Origin of the sequence: Sphingobium xenophagum, assembly GCF_031457465.1 — a bacterium.
Classification (GTDB): Bacteria; Pseudomonadota; Alphaproteobacteria; order Sphingomonadales; family Sphingomonadaceae; genus Sphingobium; species Sphingobium xenophagum_A.
This window is the reverse complement of record NZ_JAVDWV010000015.1, coordinates 57807-74487: the sequence shown is the minus strand read 5'-3', so window position 1 is coordinate 74487 and position 16681 is coordinate 57807. Positions and strand designations below refer to the sequence as shown.

At 61.7% G+C, this 16681-nt stretch carries 27 protein-coding genes; 24 read left to right on the top strand and 3 right to left on the bottom strand.

The features are described 5' to 3' along the window. Positions 1-2 precede the first annotated feature (2 nt). The 21 genes from rplB to J2W40_RS15780 all read left to right on the top strand — a co-directional run bounded on the left by rplB (position 3) and on the right by J2W40_RS15780 (position 11510). Entirely contained in the window at positions 3-839 is an 837-nt protein-coding gene (rplB, locus tag J2W40_RS15880) for a 50S ribosomal protein L2 (protein ID WP_037472400.1), read from the top strand. 6 nt (positions 840-845) lie between these two features. Next, entirely contained in the window at positions 846-1121 is a 276-nt protein-coding gene (gene rpsS, locus J2W40_RS15875; protein WP_037472398.1) for a 30S ribosomal protein S19, read from the top strand. Then, positions 1121-1507: a 50S ribosomal protein L22 gene (gene rplV / locus J2W40_RS15870; RefSeq protein ID WP_043152133.1), complete on the top strand. Its 387-nt coding sequence runs from the start codon at positions 1121-1123 to the stop codon at positions 1505-1507. Before rpsS ends, rplV begins: the two co-directional genes overlap by 1 nt. A 4-nt stretch (positions 1508-1511) precedes the next feature. Continuing rightward, entirely contained in the window at positions 1512-2207 is a 696-nt protein-coding gene (rpsC, locus tag J2W40_RS15865) for a 30S ribosomal protein S3 (protein WP_037472395.1), read from the top strand. Positions 2208-2228: 21 nt separating this feature from the next. Further along, complete coding sequence (gene rplP / locus J2W40_RS15860; protein WP_037472393.1) at positions 2229-2660, top strand: 50S ribosomal protein L16; 432 nt, start codon at positions 2229-2231, stop codon at positions 2658-2660. A 3-nt stretch (positions 2661-2663) separates the two neighbouring features. Then, positions 2664-2873, top strand: coding sequence for a 50S ribosomal protein L29 (gene rpmC / locus J2W40_RS15855; RefSeq protein WP_037472392.1), 210 nt, complete (start codon positions 2664-2666; stop codon positions 2871-2873). 12 nt (positions 2874-2885) lie between these two features. Then, entirely contained in the window at positions 2886-3149 is a 264-nt protein-coding gene (gene rpsQ / locus J2W40_RS15850) for a 30S ribosomal protein S17 (RefSeq protein WP_037472391.1), read from the top strand. A gap of 200 nt (positions 3150-3349) precedes the next feature. Next, positions 3350-3718, top strand: a complete 369-nt coding sequence (gene rplN, locus J2W40_RS15845) for a 50S ribosomal protein L14 (protein WP_007686569.1) — start codon at positions 3350-3352, stop codon at positions 3716-3718. Next, positions 3718-4029 (top strand): 50S ribosomal protein L24, encoded by a 312-nt coding sequence (rplX, locus tag J2W40_RS15840; protein ID WP_310226572.1) that lies wholly within the window; start codon positions 3718-3720, stop codon positions 4027-4029. Before rplN ends, rplX begins: the two co-directional genes overlap by 1 nt. Further along, positions 4029-4601 (top strand): 50S ribosomal protein L5, encoded by a 573-nt coding sequence (gene rplE, locus J2W40_RS15835; RefSeq protein ID WP_037472389.1) that lies wholly within the window; start codon positions 4029-4031, stop codon positions 4599-4601. The genes rplX and rplE overlap by 1 nt, the downstream gene beginning before the upstream one ends. 52 nt (positions 4602-4653) lie before the next feature. Continuing rightward, the gene (gene rpsN, locus J2W40_RS15830) at positions 4654-4959 is read left to right on the top strand and encodes a 30S ribosomal protein S14 (RefSeq protein WP_037472388.1); all 306 of its coding nucleotides are present in this window, start codon (positions 4654-4656) and stop codon (positions 4957-4959) included. Between the two features lie 12 nt (positions 4960-4971). Beyond that, positions 4972-5367 (top strand): 30S ribosomal protein S8, encoded by a 396-nt coding sequence (gene rpsH, locus J2W40_RS15825; protein WP_037472387.1) that lies wholly within the window; start codon positions 4972-4974, stop codon positions 5365-5367. Then, entirely contained in the window at positions 5367-5900 is a 534-nt protein-coding gene (gene rplF, locus J2W40_RS15820) for a 50S ribosomal protein L6 (RefSeq protein ID WP_037472386.1), read from the top strand. Before rpsH ends, rplF begins: the two co-directional genes overlap by 1 nt. A gap of 1 nt (position 5901) precedes the next feature. After that, entirely contained in the window at positions 5902-6255 is a 354-nt protein-coding gene (gene rplR / locus J2W40_RS15815; protein ID WP_037472385.1) for a 50S ribosomal protein L18, read from the top strand. Positions 6256-6257: 2 nt separating this feature from the next. Next, positions 6258-6983, top strand: coding sequence for a 30S ribosomal protein S5 (gene rpsE / locus J2W40_RS15810; RefSeq protein ID WP_310226567.1), 726 nt, complete (start codon positions 6258-6260; stop codon positions 6981-6983). A 5-nt stretch (positions 6984-6988) separates the two neighbouring features. Then, positions 6989-7168, top strand: a complete 180-nt coding sequence (rpmD, locus tag J2W40_RS15805) for a 50S ribosomal protein L30 (RefSeq protein WP_037472383.1) — start codon at positions 6989-6991, stop codon at positions 7166-7168. 4 nt (positions 7169-7172) lie between these two features. After that, positions 7173-7427, top strand: a complete 255-nt coding sequence (locus tag J2W40_RS15800) for a hypothetical protein (RefSeq protein WP_310226564.1) — start codon at positions 7173-7175, stop codon at positions 7425-7427. 30 nt (positions 7428-7457) lie between these two features. Further along, entirely contained in the window at positions 7458-7991 is a 534-nt protein-coding gene (gene rplO, locus J2W40_RS15795; RefSeq protein WP_310226562.1) for a 50S ribosomal protein L15, read from the top strand. A gap of 194 nt (positions 7992-8185) precedes the next feature. Beyond that, positions 8186-9535 carry a preprotein translocase subunit SecY gene (secY, locus tag J2W40_RS15790; protein WP_310226560.1) on the top strand — a complete coding sequence of 450 codons (1350 nt, stop codon included), beginning with the start codon at positions 8186-8188 and terminating at the stop codon, positions 9533-9535. A gap of 44 nt (positions 9536-9579) precedes the next feature. Continuing rightward, positions 9580-10236, top strand: a complete 657-nt coding sequence (locus J2W40_RS15785; RefSeq protein ID WP_310226558.1) for an adenylate kinase — start codon at positions 9580-9582, stop codon at positions 10234-10236. A 242-nt stretch (positions 10237-10478) separates the two neighbouring features. Next, positions 10479-11510, top strand: coding sequence for an acyltransferase family protein (locus tag J2W40_RS15780; RefSeq protein ID WP_310226555.1), 1032 nt, complete (start codon positions 10479-10481; stop codon positions 11508-11510). Between the two features lie 52 nt (positions 11511-11562). Here J2W40_RS15780 and J2W40_RS15775 read toward each other — a convergent pair whose 3' ends face one another. After that, positions 11563-12333 carry a CsgG/HfaB family protein gene (locus tag J2W40_RS15775; protein ID WP_310226553.1) on the bottom strand — a complete coding sequence of 257 codons (771 nt, stop codon included), beginning with the start codon at positions 12331-12333 and terminating at the stop codon, positions 11563-11565. A gap of 184 nt (positions 12334-12517) precedes the next feature. Here J2W40_RS15775 and lepA point away from each other — a divergent pair, with 184 nt between their 5' ends. From lepA to J2W40_RS15760, 3 genes are read left to right on the top strand one after another with little or no spacing between them, the layout of a single operon-like run. Beyond that, entirely contained in the window at positions 12518-14326 is a 1809-nt protein-coding gene (gene lepA / locus J2W40_RS15770) for a translation elongation factor 4 (protein ID WP_069065531.1), read from the top strand. Next, a complete protein-coding gene (locus J2W40_RS15765; protein WP_310226551.1) occupies positions 14323-14631 on the top strand; it encodes an alkylphosphonate utilization protein in 309 nt (102 codons plus the stop codon). The genes lepA and J2W40_RS15765 overlap by 4 nt, the downstream gene beginning before the upstream one ends. 35 nt (positions 14632-14666) lie before the next feature. Next, positions 14667-15161, top strand: coding sequence for a hypothetical protein (locus tag J2W40_RS15760; RefSeq protein WP_310226549.1), 495 nt, complete (start codon positions 14667-14669; stop codon positions 15159-15161). On the opposite strand, the gene J2W40_RS15755 is transcribed toward J2W40_RS15760, so the two are convergent. Together J2W40_RS15755 and J2W40_RS15750 are read right to left on the bottom strand one after the other, a co-directional pair. After that, entirely contained in the window at positions 15126-15896 is a 771-nt protein-coding gene (locus J2W40_RS15755) for an EAL domain-containing protein (protein ID WP_310226547.1), read from the bottom strand. The two genes, J2W40_RS15760 and J2W40_RS15755, sit on opposite strands and share 36 nt — an antisense overlap. A gap of 123 nt (positions 15897-16019) precedes the next feature. Then, positions 16020-16568: a nuclease gene (locus tag J2W40_RS15750; protein ID WP_310226544.1), complete on the bottom strand. Its 549-nt coding sequence runs from the start codon at positions 16566-16568 to the stop codon at positions 16020-16022. Positions 16569-16681 lie beyond the last annotated feature (113 nt).

Below are 16681 nucleotides of genomic sequence, written 5' to 3'. Positions count from 1 at the left end.
CCATGGCGCTGAAGCATTATAACCCGACGAGCCCCGCCCAGCGCGGTCTGATTCTCGTCGACAAGTCCAGCCTGCACAAGGGTAAGCCCGTCAAGGCGCTGACCGAAGGCAAGCGCAAGACCGGTGGCCGCAACAACAAGGGTCATGTGACCTCGCGCGGTATCGGCGGCGGTCACAAGCAGCGCTATCGTATCATCGATTTCAAGCGTCGCTTGTGGGATGTCGAAGGTACGGTCGAGCGTCTGGAATATGACCCCAACCGCACCGCGTTCATCGCGCTGGTCAACTATCCCGACGGCACGCAGGCCTATATCATCGCGCCGCAGCGTCTCGCTCCTGGTGACAAGGTCATCGCGGGCAAGAAGACCGACGTGAAGCCGGGCAATGCGATGGAACTGGGTCAGATGCCGGTCGGCACGATCATCCACAATATCGAGATGAAGCCGGGCAAGGGCGCACAGCTCTGCCGTTCGGCGGGCACCTATGCCCAACTCGTTGGTCGTGATCGTGGCATGGTGATGATCCGTTTGTCTTCGGGTGAGCAGCGTTACATCCGTTCGGATTGCATGGGCACCATCGGTGCCGTCAGCAACCCCGACAATGGCAACACCAACCTCGCCAAGGCAGGCCGCAACCGTTGGAAGGGCATTCGCCCGCTGACGCGCGGTGTCGCCAAGAACCCGGTCGATCACCCTCATGGTGGTGGTGAAGGCCGGACCTCGGGCGGCCGTCATCCGGTTACGCCCTGGGGCAAGCCGACCAAGGGTGCCCGCACCCGTCATAACAAGTCGACCGACAAGATGATCATCCGGTCGCGTCACGCCAAGAAGAAGAGGTAATCCGCGATGGCTCGTTCCGTCTGGAAAGGTCCGTTCGTGGACCTCAGCCTTCTGAAGAAGGCAGAAACCGCGCAGGAAGCGGGTGGCCGTGCGCCGATCAAGACTTGGTCGCGTCGTTCCACCATCCTGCCCCAGTTCGTTGGCCTGACGTTCAGCGTCTATAACGGCCGCAAGCATGTTCCGGTGTCCGTGAACGAGGATATGGTGGGTCATAAGCTGGGCGAGTTCGCCCCGACCCGCTTCTTCCCCGGCCACGCTGCCGACAAGAAGGGCAAGCGCTAATGAGCAAGGAAAAGGCTCCCCGTCGCGTCGCCGACAATGAGGCTCTGGCCGTCGGCACGCAGATCCGTGGTTCGGCCCAGAAGCTGAACCTGGTTGCCACGCTCATCCGCGGCCACAAGGTCGAGGACGCGCTGAACATCTTGGCCTTCTCCAAGAAGGCGATGGCAGTGGACGTGCGCAAGGTGCTGGCTTCGGCCATCGCCAACGCGGAAAACAACCACAATCTGGACGTCGACGCTCTGGTCGTGGCCGAAGCATCGGTAGGCAAGGCGTTCACGCTCAAGCGCTTCCATGCGCGTGGCCGTGGCAAGTCGACCCGGATCCTCAAGCCCTACAGCCGCGTGCGCATCGTCGTGCGTGAAGCTGGCGAAGAAGCGGAGGCGTAAGCACATGGGTCACAAGAGCAATCCGATCGGTCTGCGTCTTCAGATCAACCGCACCTGGGACAGCCGCTGGTACGCCGAAGGCGCGGACTATGGCCGCCTGCTGCTGGAAGATCTCAAGATCCGCCAGTTCATCATGAAGTCGCTGCCGCAGGCCGCGATTTCGAAGGTCGTCATCGAACGCCCTGCCAAGCTGTGCCGCGTGTCGGTCTATGCTGCCCGTCCCGGTGTCATCATTGGCAAGAAGGGCGCGGACATCGAAAAGCTGCGCAAGAAGCTGAGCGCGCTGACCACGTCCGACGTGTCGCTGAACATCGTCGAAATCCGCAAGCCGGAAGTCGATTCCAAGCTCGTTGCACAGGGTATCGCTGACCAGCTCGAACGCCGCGTGGCTTTCCGCCGTGCGATGAAGCGGGCTGTGCAGTCGGCGCTGCGTCTGGGTGCCGAAGGCATCAAGATCACCTGCGGCGGCCGTCTGGGCGGCGCGGAAATCGCGCGCGTCGAATGGTATCGCGAAGGTCGCGTTCCGCTGCACACGCTGCGCGCGAACGTCGACTATGCCGAAGCCACGGCGCACACCGCCTATGGCGTGTGCGGCATCAAGGTCTGGATCTTCAAGGGTGAGATTCTGGGCCATGATCCGATGGCCACCGACCGGCTCATGCTGGAGGCTCAGACCTCCGGTGTGCGTCCGGCGCGCTGAACATAAGGTAGGTATAGCGTCATGCTGCAACCGAAGAAAATGAAGTTCCGCAAGACCTTCAAGGGCCGGATCAAGGGCGATGCCAAGGGCGGTTCCGCTCTGAACTTCGGTTCCTATGGTCTCAAGGCCATGGAGCCTGAGCGGATCACCGCGCGCCAGATCGAAGCGGCTCGCCGCGCGATCACGCGCCACATCCGCCGTCAGGGCCGTTTGTGGATCCGCGTGTTCCCCGACGTGCCTGTGTCGAAGAAGCCGGCCGAAGTCCGTCAGGGCAAGGGCAAGGGTTCGGTCGAATATTGGGCCGCCCGCGTCAAGCCGGGTCGCATCCTGTTCGAACTGGACGGCGTACCCGGTCCGCTCGCAGCAGAGGCCTTCTCGCGCGCCGCGATGAAGCTGCCCATCAAGACCAAGGTCGTTGCCCGCCTCGGCGACACCTCGCACCTGGAGGGTTAAGCCATGGCGAACGTTGCTGACCTTAAGACCAAGACGGACGACGAACTGTCGACCGAACTCAACAACCTGAAGCGCGAGCAGTTCAATCTGCGTTTCCAGGCGGCCACCAACCAGCTGGAAAAGCCCAGCCGCGTCAAGGAAGTCCGCCGGTCGATCGCGCAGATCAAAACTTTGCAGACCGAGCGTAACAGCTCGGCTGCGACCGCGAAGTAAAGGAAACACACGATGCCCAAGCGCGTGCTGACGGGAACGGTGGTTTCCGACAAGACCGACAAGACGGTGGTTGTTCGTGTAGAGCGCAAGGTTAAGCATGCGCTCTACGGCAAGATCATCCGCCGTTCGAAGAAATATCACGCCCATGACGAGGGCAATGTCTACAAGGAAGGCGAGACGGTCCGCATCGAGGAAACCGCCCCGATTTCCAAGCTCAAGACCTGGAAGGTCATTGAGCGCGTGGACACCCACAAGTCGCCGGAGGTTGCCGCTTAAAAGCGGAAACCCGGACTTTTAGGGTAGGCTCACTGATTCTTTGGGTCTTATTGCGACGCGGGGCTGGCCTTTTCGATCAGAAGGGGTTACAGGCCCGCGCTTCGCGTAGGACCCGACAGAGTCTTGGCACGAAATTCGGAACCGCTGGGCCAGACCTTTCTGGAGCGTCCCGGTAGGCCAAATAAGAAGGAACCGGATCCATGATCCAGATGCAATCCAATCTTGACGTCGCTGACAACAGCGGTGCCAAGCGCGTCCAGTGCATCAAGGTGCTGGGCGGCTCGAAGCGTCGCTTTGCGAGCGTAGGCGACATCATTGTCGTCTCGATCAAGGAAGCAGCGCCTCGCGGCAAGGTGAAGAAGGGTGACGTGCATCGTGCCGTCATCGTGCGTACCGCCAAGGACGTGCGTCGCGCTGATGGCAGCGTGATTCGCTTCGACGGCAACGCCGCTGTGCTTATCAACAAGAACGAGGAGCCCATCGGCACCCGTATCTTTGGCCCGGTCGTTCGCGAACTGCGCGCCAAGAAGCACATGAAGATCATCTCGCTCGCTCCTGAGGTGCTGTAATGAGCGCTGCCAAGATCAAGAAGGGCGACAAGATCGTCGTCCTGGCTGGCAAGGACAAGGGCCGTACCGGCGCTGTCCTGGCTGTGATGCCCAAAGCCGACAAGGTTCTTGTCGAAGGCATCAACGTGCATGCGAAGCATCGCAAGCCCGACCAGTCGAACCCGCAGGGTGGCATCGAGCGCAAGCCCGCGCCGCTCCACATTTCGAACGTGGCGGTCGCCGACAAGGACGGCAAGCCGACCCGCGTTCGTTTCGAGGATCGCGACGGCAAGAAGGTCCGTGTCGCCGTCAAGTCCGGTGAGGTGCTGTAATGGCCGACAAGTACATCCCGCGCTCCAAAGCGCTGTATGACGCCGAGATCGCCAAGGCGATGACCGAGAAATTCGGTTACAAGAACGTCATGGAAGTCCCCAAGATCGACAAGATCACGCTCAACATGGGCGTGGGCGAAGCGACCCAGGACAAGAAGAAGGTCACGCAGGCCGCCGAGGAAATGGAACTGATCGCTGGCCAGAAGCCGGTCATCACCAAGGCGAAGAAGTCGATCGCGCAGTTCAAGCTGCGTGAAGGCATGCCCATCGGTGCCAAGGTCACGCTGCGCCGCGAGCGCATGTATGAATTCCTGGACCGCATGATCAACGTGGCCCTGCCCCGCGTCCGCGATTTTCGTGGTCTCAATCCGAAGAGCTTCGATGGCCGTGGCAATTATGCCTTCGGTATCAAGGAGCAGATCATCTTCCCAGAGATCAGCTATGACCGTGTCGACAAGGTGCGCGGCATGGACATCATCGTGACCACCACGGCGAAGACGGACGATGAAGCGCGCGAACTGCTGCGCCTCTTCGGCTTCCCCTTCCCGCTCGAAGAGAAGCAGGCGGCCTGAACAAGGTCCCGCTTCTCTCCCAACGCTAAAGCTAAGGAAGAGAACTTAAGTCATGGCGAAACTGAGTTCGATCAACAAGAATGAGCGTCGCAAGAAGCTGGTTAAGAAATATGCTGGCCGTTATGCAAAGCTCAAGGCGATCGCGAATGACAACGCGGCCGATGACAGCGATCGTCTGATCGCTCGTCTGAAGATGGCGGAAATTCCCCGCAACGGCAACCCGACCCGCGTGCGTAACCGCTGCGAACTGACGGGGCGCCCGCGCGCTTATTACCGCAAATTCCGGCTCTGCCGTATTCAGCTGCGCGATCTGGCCAATAAGGGCCTGATCCCCGGCGTCACCAAGTCGAGCTGGTAAGGATATCATCTCATGGCATTGACCGATCCCCTGGGTGATATGCTCACCCGCATCCGCAACGGGCAGCAGGCGAAGAAGGACAGCGTTATGTCCCCGGCGTCCAAGCTGCGCGCCCGCGTCCTCGACGTGCTCCAGCGCGAAGGCTATATTCGCGGTTATTCCGAGGAAGATCTCGGCAAGCACCCTGGCCTGCGCATTGAGCTGAAATATTTCGAAGGGCAGCCTGCTATCAAGCATGTCGCCCGCGTGTCCAAGCCTGGCCGCCGCGTCTATTCGGGTTCGAAAGAACTGCCGGTGATCCGCAACGGTCTTGGTATCACGATCGTCTCGACGCCCAAGGGTGTTCTGTCCGACGCGGAAGCGCGCGACCAGAATGTCGGCGGCGAAGTGCTGGCGGAGGTGTTCTAATGAGCCGCATCGGTAAAAAGCCGGTCGCGATCCCCAATGGGGTGACGGCGACCATCGAGGGCGGGCAGCTCTCGGTCAAGGGGCCCAAGGGCACCCTGGCCATGCCGCTTCGCGACGAGATCAGCTATACGCTGGAAGGCGAAGGCATTCTCGTTCAGCCAGCCAACAAGACCAAGGCCGCACGGGCATTCTGGGGCATGCAGCGCACGCTGATCCAGAATTTGGTCACCGGCGTGACGGAAGGCTTCACCAAGAAGCTGCTCATCACCGGCGTTGGCTACCGCGCGAACTCGCAGGGCAAGAACCTGAAGCTGCAGCTTGGCTACAGCCATGACGTCGATTTTGCGATCCCCGACGGGATCGAGATCAAGACCCCGGATAACACGACGGTCGAGATCAGCGGCATGGACAAGCAGCAGGTCGGCCAGGTTGCCGCCGAAATCCGTCGCTGGCGCAAGCCTGAGCCATATAAGGGCAAGGGCATCAAATATGCCGGCGAGTTCATCTTCCGCAAGGAAGGGAAGAAGAAGTAAGATGGCAAAGCTTTCCCTCTTCGCGCGGCGTCGTCGCCGTGTTCGCACCGCTCTCAAGGCTGTTTCGGGCACCCGCCCGCGCCTGAGCATTCACCGTTCGGGTCGTCACATTTACGCCCAGATCATCGATGACGCTGCCGGTACGACCGTCGCTGCGGCATCGACCCTGGACAAGGATGTGCGCGGCAAGACGGGCGCTACCTCGCAAGCCGCAGCCGATGTCGGCAAGCGCGTCGCTGCTGCAGCGACCGCCGCCGGTGTCACCCGCGTCGTGTTCGACCGTGGTGGCTTCCTGTTCCATGGCCGCGTCAAGGCGCTGGCCGATGCCGCCCGTGAGGGCGGGCTGGAGTTCTGATCATGGCTGACGAAAACACCAACGAAGTCGTCGCACCCGTCGAGGGTGCCGAGGCGGCAGCACCAGCCGAAAACCGCGGTCCCGGCCGTGGTCGTGGCAACCGTGGCGGCGGCGACCGCAACCGTAGCGATCGTGGCGGCGGCCGTGGTCGTCGTGACGATCGTCGCGGCGGCAACCGTGACGAAGATCAGGGCGAAGAACTGATCGAGAAGCTGGTCCACATCAACCGCGTCAGCAAGACCGTCAAGGGCGGCAAGCGCTTCGGCTTTGCAGCGCTGGTCGTGGTCGGCGACGGCAAGGGCCGGGCCGGTTTCGGTCATGGCAAGGCGCGCGAAGTGCCCGAAGCCATCAGCAAGGCGACCGCCGCTGCCAAGAAGGCAATGGTTCGCGTTCCGCTGAAGGAAGGCCGCACGCTGCATCATGATGGCCTTGGCCATTTCGGTGCGGGCAAGGTGACGCTGCGTTCGGCCCCGGCCGGTACCGGTATCATCGCGGGTGGTCCGATGCGCGCCGTGTTCGAAAGCCTCGGCGTCGCAGACGTCGTGACCAAGTCGAACGGCACGTCGAACCCTTATAACATGATCCGGGCGACCTTCGCGGCGCTGGGCGAACAGACGAGCCCCAAGTCGGTGGCGCAGCGTCGCGGCAAGAAGGTCGCTGACCTTCTGCATCGCGGTGGAGCCTCGGTCGAGGTCGCGCAGGCTGACGCCGAAGCGATTGTGGAGTAAGCGACATGGCAACAATCAAGATCAAGCAGATCGGTTCGCCGATCCGTCGCCCCGCCGACCAGAAGAAGATTCTGATCGGTCTGGGCCTTGGCAAGATGCATCGCGTGGTAGAACTGGAAGACACGGCGGAAGTCCGCGGTGCCATCAAGAAGCTGCCCCATATGGTGCAAGTGGTCGAGGGCTAATTGAGTGGGTGATCAGACGATTATGTCGCTGGTCACCCAACTCGAACAGTTCGACCCAGAAGCTACAATTTTCGCGGCGGAACCTTGGCAACCAAGCTCTGCCGCGAAGCTGTTTGTGGACGTGACAACCACTGAAGCAAGAGAAGGGCTGGCGTATTTTTTGGAGATCGGCATCGCGTTGGATGTCTTATCCGAGATGGGCAGCGATCCTATAGACCGAAGTCGTCGGCTGATTGCGTATGCAACAGACGATTGCTGAGCGCGAACAAAGCGAAAGCGAGTGCACGATATGAAACTCAATGACATCCGTGACAATGATGGCGCCCGCAAGGGCCGTATGCGCGTTGGACGCGGCATCGGTTCGGGCAAGGGCAAGACCGCTGGCCGCGGCCAGAAGGGTGCCAAGGCGCGTTCGGGCGTTGCCATCAATGGCTTCGAGGGTGGCCAGATGCCACTCCACATGCGTCTGCCTAAGCGCGGCTTCAACAACATCTTCGCCAGCGATTTCGCGATCGTGAACCTGGGTGCGGTGCAGAAGGCGATCGACGCCGGCAAGCTGGACGCCAACGCGACCATCGACCATGCCGCGCTCAAGGCAGCTGCGCTTGCCCGTGGTGGCAAGGATGGCGTCCGTCTGCTCGCCAAGGGCGAACTGACCGCCAAGGTTAGCTTCCTCGTCTCCGGCGCGTCGAAGGGTGCCCTGGAAGCCGTCGAAAAGGTCGGTGGCAAGGTCGAAGTGATCGAAGTCGTCGCGGCCGCCGACAAGGCGAAGGCCAAGAAGGGCACGGCCCTTGCCGCTGCCAAGGCTGCCCGGAAGGCGTAAGCCGCAGTCTCAGGCTTGCAAGCACGGCCCCGCTGCCCGATATGGGTTGGCGGGGTCATGCGTATCGGGGGACTGTCTTTGCCACTTGGTATGGCAACTCCCCGTTCGACACGTTGAACCCGTCCCGCTAAGGGATGAGCGATTCCGCACCGGGGCTTGATGCCTCGGCAAGAGTGATTTGAAGGGCAGCCACCATGGCATCGAGAGCCGACCAGCTCGCATCCAATCTGAGCCTCGCGAAATTCAGCAAGGCCACCGACCTCAAGAAGCGCTTGTGGTTTACGCTCGGCGCATTGATCGTGTTCCGATTCCTCAGCTTCGTGCCGATGCCCGGCATCGACCCGACCGCTTTGGCCGGCGCGGTGCAGAATACGCGCGGCGGCGTCCTCGACATCTTCAACACCTTTTCGGGCGGTGCGCTGGAGCGCGCCAGCCTTATCGCGCTGGGCATCATGCCCTACATCACCGCGTCGATCGTGGTGCAGCTCGCCTCCTCGCTCTCGCCAAAGCTGGCGGCGATCAAGAAGGAAGGCGAAAGCGGCCGTAAGCGGCTCAACCAATATACCCGCTACGGCACGGTGTTCCTGGCCGCGGTTCAGGGCTATTTCGCCGCTGTCGGCTACGAGACGCAGGGCGCGGCGGTGGTTGACCCCGGCATGGTGTTCCGCGTGTCGGCCGTCGTTTCGCTGATCGGTGGCACCATGTTCCTGATGTGGCTGGGCGAACAGATCACCTCGCGCGGAATCGGCAACGGCGTGTCGCTCATCATCATGGCGGGCATCGTCGCCCAGTTGCCGGTGACGTTGAGCAACCTGTTCAAGTCCGGCAGCGAAGGGACGATCTCCGGCCTGCTCATTTTCCTCGTCATGGTCATGGCGGTCGGCCTCATCCTGTTGATCTGCTTCATGGAGCGGGCGCAGCGCCGGGTGCTGATCCAATATCCCAAGCGCCAGACGCGCCAGGGCCTGATGCAGGCGGACCGCAGCCATCTGCCGCTCAAGGTCAACACCGCAGGCGTCATTCCGCCAATCTTCGCTTCTTCGCTGCTGCTGATGCCGCTGACCATCTCGCAGTTTGCGGGCCAGACTGTGGCGGGTGAAAGCCGGTGGGGCGATTTCGTCCTGACGCTCAACCAATATCTGTCGCACGGCAGCCCGGTCTATATGGGGCTTTATGGCCTGGGCATCGTCTTCTTCTGTTTCTTCTACACCGCCGTGGTGTTCAACCCGGAAGAGACGGCCGACAATCTCAAGCGCAATGGGGGCTTCATTCCCGGCATCCGTCCGGGCAAGAATACCGAACATTATCTGGACTATGTGCTGACGCGCATCACCGTGATCGGGGCCGCCTATCTGGCGTTCATCTGTCTGGTGCCGGAATTTGCCATCGCCCGGGCGGGAATTCCCTTCTACCTTGGTGGGACTAGCTTGTTGATCGTGGTCAATGTTACGGTCGATACCGTGACCCAGATTCAGAGCCACCTGCTCGCCCATCAATATGGCGATCTGATCAAGAAGGCGAAGCTTAAGGGCCGCCTGCGCTAAACGCGGCCCGGACGCTGGGCGCACAATAGGGGAGAATGCGCGCGATGAACATCATTCTGCTTGGCCCTCCGGGGGCCGGCAAGGGGACGCAGGCCAGTCGCCTGGTCGAGGACCGCGGCATGGTGCAGCTGTCCACCGGCGACATGCTGCGCGCGGCCGTCAAGGCGGGCACGCCTGTCGGGCTGCAGGCCAAGGCTTTGATGGAAGCGGGGGCGCTCGTGCCCGACGATGTCGTGTCCGGCATCATCGGCGAAGCACTCGATGCGCTTGCCGCAGATACCGGCGTCATTTTCGATGGCTATCCGCGTACCGAGGCGCAGGCCCATTCGCTCGATGTCCTGCTCGATGGACGCGGTCGCTCGCTCGACCATGTGATCGAACTCGACGTGAATGAGGACGCGCTGGTCGAACGGATCACCGGTCGCTTCACCTGCGCCAACTGTGGCGCTGGCTATCATGACGTGTTCAAGCTGCCCAAGGTCGCGGGCGAATGCGACAAGTGCCAGACCCACGAGTTCAAGCGCCGTCCCGACGACAATGAGGAAACGGTACGCACCCGCATGGCCGAATATCGCGCGAAGACCGCACCCATCCTGCCCATCTATGAAGCGCGCGCGATCGTGTCGCGCGTCGACGGCATGGCCGATATGGATGTCGTTACCAGCGCGATTTCTGCGATCCTGGACGGCAACGCCGCCTGATATAGCGCACTACGGAAAAGAAGGACCGACAGGGGCGGGTATGGCGGTGGCCATGCCTGCCCCTTTTGGCTTCATGCTGTTGATGACGCTGGGGTGATGGGGCGCCCAGCGATGGACGTTAAGCATATTTCCCCGTCGCACAGCATGGCGCAGCAAAAGACTAGCAAGAAAAATAGGGCTATTGCAGGTCGATTAACCACGATCTTGCCAGATTTATGTCTCCTATGTTGCTATAGCGGGCTGTGGCTGGATCATCCCCCGAACGCGCACGGTTAACCGAACTGGATGCGCTGCGTGGCATAGGCGCGCTATGCGTGCTGATCTTCCATTATTCCACGCGCTTCCACGAACTCTTCCCCCAGGCATCGCATGTGCCGTTCAGCTTCCCCGGCGGCAATTATCGGGTGCTGCTGTTCTTCACCATTTCCGGCTTTGCCATATTCTTCACGCTGGAACGGATCGGGTCGGTGGCCGACTTCGTGGTCAATCGGTTCGCCCGGCTCTATCCCGCCTATCTGGTGGCGATGCTGGTGACGCTGTCGATCGAATATCTCGCCCATGCGACGCAGCTTTTGATCGGACCGGGCGCGATCCTTGCCAATTTCACCATGTTGCAGGGCTTTGCCTTCCTGCCCGAAGTGGATGGCGCTTACTGGACGTTGACGGTGGAGATCGCCTTCTACGCCTGCATGATCGGCCTGTGGAAATGTGCGGGGTTGAAGCATCTGGAGCCGTTGCTCCTGCTATGGTTGGGCGTCCGTTGGCTCTACGCCTTATGGCCCGACATGCCGGAGCGGATCATCATGCTGCTGGTGCTGCGCTATCTGCCCTTCTTCGTCATCGGCATGTTGTCCTACCGCGTCTGGGCGGGGCGGCGCAGTTGGCGGCAACAGGCACCCTATGCCGCGCTGGCTCTGGCGTCGGTCACGACGATGGAGACATGGGACGTGACCATCGTCGCCTGCATCCTGCTCGCCGCCTTTGCGGCGCTGATCGCCGGGCGGTTGCACATATTGCGCATCCGTCCGCTCATCTGGCTCGGCGGGATCAGCTATTCCTTCTACCTCATCCACCAGCATGTCGGTTTCGTCGTCATGCTGGAACTGGCCAAGGCAGGCTATAGCCCCTGGATCGGCTTCTTCGCCGCCTTCGCTGTCGCTTTGGTGCTGGGCACGCTGATCAACCGCGTGGTGGAGCGACCAGCCGGAGAAGCGATATTGGCCTGGTGGAAGCGGCGGCGTGCGATCCGGCCAGCCGCCGTGCTACCGGCATGAAAAAGGCGGCGCTGGATCATCCAGCGCCGCCCCTTCTGCTAACCGGCCCGGCCTACTGCGCGACCGGCGCGGCTGCTGCGGCATTTTCGGGCAGGCCGCCCATCTGCGTCACCATCTTGGTATAGGCGTCCAGATAGGCGAGCACGATCACCTGGCCGATCTCGGTATTCTGATAGCCGCCACCGCCGACGGCAGCGAGGCCACCCATCCAGCCAAGGCCGCCGCCACCGCCGAAGCTGAGGTCTGATTTGCGGAAATAGCCTTCGGCCATCACTTCTTCCTCGGTTGTGCGCGCGTTGACGACGGAGAGCATGACATTGGCCTCGCTCTTCTTGATCGAGATGCCGCCCAGCAAGGCGCCGCCGACACGTCCACCGAGCATGCCGCCAAGCATACCGCCCAGCGCGTTACCGCCGCTATTCTTGTTGGTGGTCACAATATCGGGCTGAATGAAATAATCCGCCGCCTTCACCTGGCCACGGCCCAGGTTCGACCCCGCTTGCAACTCACCCGAATCCGCCATGGCGCGTTCGAGGTTGCGGCTGGCCATCGACCGGCCGCGATTGACCAGGCCAAAGCATCCCGATTGCTGCACGAACAATTTGATGATCGCTTCCGGGCTGCCCAGGCTGAGTTCGCGCCACCACTGATTGTCCGGTTCGACGATCGCCGCCGTACCCAACCGCTTGGTGCAGCGCGGAATTTCCATCTGCTTCTTGGTCTGTGCCTGACGGCCGGATGATCCCTTGTCCGCAGCCATGGCTTGCGGCGTCGCCATTATCAAGCAGACCGCCATCGCGGTCAGCGTCTTCAAAAGTCGCATTGTTGAGGCCCCCATTTGTTGCCTGTTCCACCGAAATTGAGCGCGCCCGTTATTTTGCGCGGACTTTATCACAAGCCGGTTATGCTTCCAAGCAAGGTCGGGAAAATGACATGGCTTGTCATCGCGTTCGCGGACGTGCGTGATCCTGCTGACAGGGACGCCAACTGCTGCTACGGCGCGGCGCATGACCGAGCTTTCGCATATCCGTAATTTTTCCATCATCGCCCATATCGACCATGGCAAGTCGACCCTGGCCGACCGTCTCATCCAACGCACCGGCGGCCTGACCGACCGTGAGATGAGTGCGCAAGTCCTTGATAATATGGATATCGAGAAAGAACGCGGCATCACGATCAAGGCGCAGACGGTGCGCCTGGATTATGTCGCCAAGGATGGCCAGACCTATGAGCTGAACCTGATGGACACGCCGGGGCATGTCGACTTCGCCTATGAAGTCTCGCGCTCGCTGGCCGCATGCGAAGGCGCGCTGCTGGTCGTGGACGCGGCGCAGGGCGTGGAAGCGCAGACGCTGGCCAATGTCTATCAGTCGATCGAGCATGATCATGAGATCGTGCCGGTGCTCAACAAGATCGACCTGCCCGCCGCCGAACCCGAAAAGGTGCGCAAGGAAATCGAGGATGTGATCGGCCTCGATGCCTCCGAAGCCGTGCTGGCGAGCGCCAAGTCCGGTATCGGCATCGACGAAATCCTCGAAGCCATCGTCAAGAAAATCCCGCCGCCCAAGGGCGACCGCAATGCGCCGCTCGAAGCGATGCTGGTCGATAGCTGGTATGACCCTTATCTCGGCGTCGTCATCCTCGTCCGCGTGGTCAATGGTGTCATCAAGAAGGGCCAGGCGATCAAGTTCATGATCGGCGGCACCGAACATCTGATCGACCGGGTCGGCTGTATGCGCCCCAAGATCGAGCAACTGCCCGAACTGGCCGCGGGCGAGATCGGCTTCATCACCGCGCAGATCAAGGAAATCGCGCAGACTCGCGTCGGCGACACCATCACCACGGTCAAAAATGGCGCGACCAAGCCATTGCCGGGCTTCAAGGAAGTCCAGCCGGTGGTGTTCTGCGGCCTGTTCCCCGTCGATGCCAACGACTTCGACAAGCTGCGCGACTCGATCAGCAAGTTGCGCCTGAACGACGCCAGCTTCTCCTTCGAGATGGAAAGCAGCGCCGCGCTCGGCTTCGGCTTCCGCTGCGGCTTCCTGGGGCTGCTCCATCTGGAGATCATCCAGGAGCGGCTGACGCGCGAATATGATCTCGACCTCATTACCACCGCGCCGTCGGTGGTGTACAAGATCCAGCTCACCTATGGCGCGGGCGAGATCGAGCTGCACAATCCCGCCGACATGCCCGACCCGACCAAGATCGACGAGATTGAGGAGCCGTGGATCGAGGCGATCATCTATTGCCCCGACGAATATCTCGGCTCCATCCTGAAGCTGTGCCAGGATCGGCGCGGCATCCAGAAGAACCTCACCTATGTCGGCGGCCGCGCGCAGGTGACCTATGAACTGCCGCTCAACGAAGTGGTGTTCGACTTTTACGATCGCCTGAAATCCATCAGCCGGGGCTATGCCAGCTTCGACTATCACCAGATCGGCTATCGGACGGGTGATCTGGTCAAGATGAGCATCATGGTCAATGCCGAACCCGTCGATGCGCTGTCCATGATCGTCCATCGCGGCACCGCCGAATCGCGCGGTCGCGGCATGTGCGAACGGCTCAAGGATTTGATCCCCCGCCATTTGTTCAAGATCCCGATCCAGGCCGCGATCGGCGGCAAGGTGATCGCGCGCGAAACCATCGCGGCGATGCGCAAGGACGTCACGGCAAAATGCTATGGCGGCGACATCAGTCGCAAGAAGAAGCTGCTCGACAAGCAGAAGGAAGGCAAGAAACGGATGCGCGAATATGGCAGCGTCCAGATTCCGCAGGAAGCCTTCATCGCCGCGCTGCGCATGGGCGACGAGAATTGAGCGGGTCCGACGAAGATTATGTGTTCGACGAGGCGTCGGGCGAGTGGGTGCCTGCGTCGCAACTGGCCGATGCCGCCGATGCCGCCGACAGGGTTGAGGTGCGCGACGCGGTGGGCAATCTGCTGGCCGATGGCGATCAGGTGACACTGATCAAGGATCTGGTGGTCAAGGGCGCGGGGCAGACGCTCAAGCGCGGCACGCTCATCAAGTCGATCCGCCTGACCGGCGATGCGCAGGAAATTGACTGCCGCCATGACGGGATCAAAGGGCTGGTGCTGCGCGCGGAGTTCGTGAAGAAGCGATGAGCGGCGCAACTGCCCGTTCTGCGTCCTTGGCACAGATGGTGCCGATCGCAGGGCAAGTGGCGCGGATCGAACGGGCGGCGGCGTTCCTCTCCAATGGCATGTCGCTGGGCCGTTGCCCCGAAGCGGCCGATGATCGACGCCGCGCCATGCCGGCCAAGATGATCGGCAATGGCCTGCGCGAACTCGACCTGTTCCTGACCGACCTGATCGCCGAAGCGCGGCGGATCGACCGGCTGGGGGCGGGGGCAGGGGATGACCCCGGCGTCCGGCCTGGCAGCCGCCTCTCCAGCGCGGCCGAGGCGTGGCACCGGGCCGGGCCGCAATTGGGACTGAAGGGCGAAGGGCGAATGGTGCTGCGCGGCCTGCGCGCGGCGCAAAATCGCCTGTGTTTCGGCCGGTTGCGCCGGGCCGATAGCGAAGCGGCGATGCAGCGGGCCTGCGCGGACTATGCGCGACTGGCAGGGGATGTGCTGGCGGCGGTGCAGGCGCGCCGGTCAGGCGACGGCGGCTTGGCGATCACCGCCCGGTAAAGTGGCGACGGGCAGGCTCTTAAAACCCGGCCGCGCCAGCAAATAGCCCTGAATATAGCGGACCCCCATTTTGCACAGGGCGTCATATTCGCCGACCGTCTCAATCCCTTCGGCAATGACGATGATGCCCAGCGATTGGGCGATGCGCAGCACGCCTTCCACGATCATCCGGCGCGGCAGGCTGGTGTCGAGGCCGCGGATCAGATCCATGTCGAGCTTGATATAGTCGGTCTGGAATTTGGCCAGCAGCCCCAGGCCCGCATGGCCCGCCCCGAAATCGTCGATCGCGGTGCCGAACCCCATTTTGCGGTAGGAATCGATGATGGTCCCGACATGGTCGGAATCGACCATCTCCTCATTTTCGGTGAATTCGAAGATCAGGCGCTCGGTAGGAAATCCGGTGTTCTGCGCGGTTTTCAGAGTCAACTGGATGCAGGCGACGGGCGAATAGACGGCATTGGGCAGGAAGTTGATCGACAGCTTCGCGTGAGTATCAAGAATGCCTGCCGCGACAGCGCCCTCGATCGCCGCCACGCGACATTGCTGGTCGAACGCATAGCGGTTCTCTGGCGTGACCTGCGCCATGACCTCGCCCGCGCCCTCGCCATTCGGGCCGCGCACAAGCGCCTCAAACGCGAAAGGGCGTCCCGTCTGGATATCGACAATGGGTTGAAACGCCATGGCGATGTCGAATTGATGGGCTTGCGACCGGCAGCCCTGGCATCCTGTCTGCACCAAACGTCCTCCTACATGTGAAGGCGTAACCCGGCAGATGCTAACAGCCTGTAAAGCCGGTCGGCAACGGGGGCGGTTTTGCGACAAGCCGAGTGGGAAGGGGGCGTCGGTCCGTGCGCTGCGTCAAGATGCGCACCAGTCGATCGGCGTGGCGGACCAGGGACGGGCATGGCCCTTGAGAATCATGATCTCGCCCAGCGACACGCCGTCACGGGTCAACCTGCGTGCGGCGGGATTGGCGTCGGCCGGATCAGGCCGGGCGTCGAATTGGCCACCGTTGAGAAGCGTCAGCAGCGCCATCCGGCCACGTTGCGCCTTCTGCGCCTCTTCGGGACAAAGCGCGCCGGTTTCGGCAGGTACGCTGATGTCGGACAGGTGATAGCGGCGACCCTGATAGGCGTAGCTGTTGGCCGTAAGGACGCAGGCCTCGCCGTTTAGGTCGTCGCAGGCTGCAAAGGATGCGCTGATGCTTGTGGGCGAATTGGCTGACGCGCCTTTGCCCGCGCCCGGCAAGGAATCCTTGAGCAAATAAATGGCCAGCCCCGCTATGGCGAGCGCGACAAGGATTATGCCTACCGGCACGATGCGGGTGCGTCGCTCCTGCTGCTCGTGCAGCCAGCGGCTGTCCCGGTCTGTGCTGCGATCCTCCATATCGTACAGATTACGTGCCATGGCCGTTCCCATTCTCCAGAACCGTCTAATATCACAGGACGAATATTTGGTTAACCAGACGGCATTGCGACTCGCTTGACGACAAAGGGGCGGCGTGGTCAAACCGCGCCGGT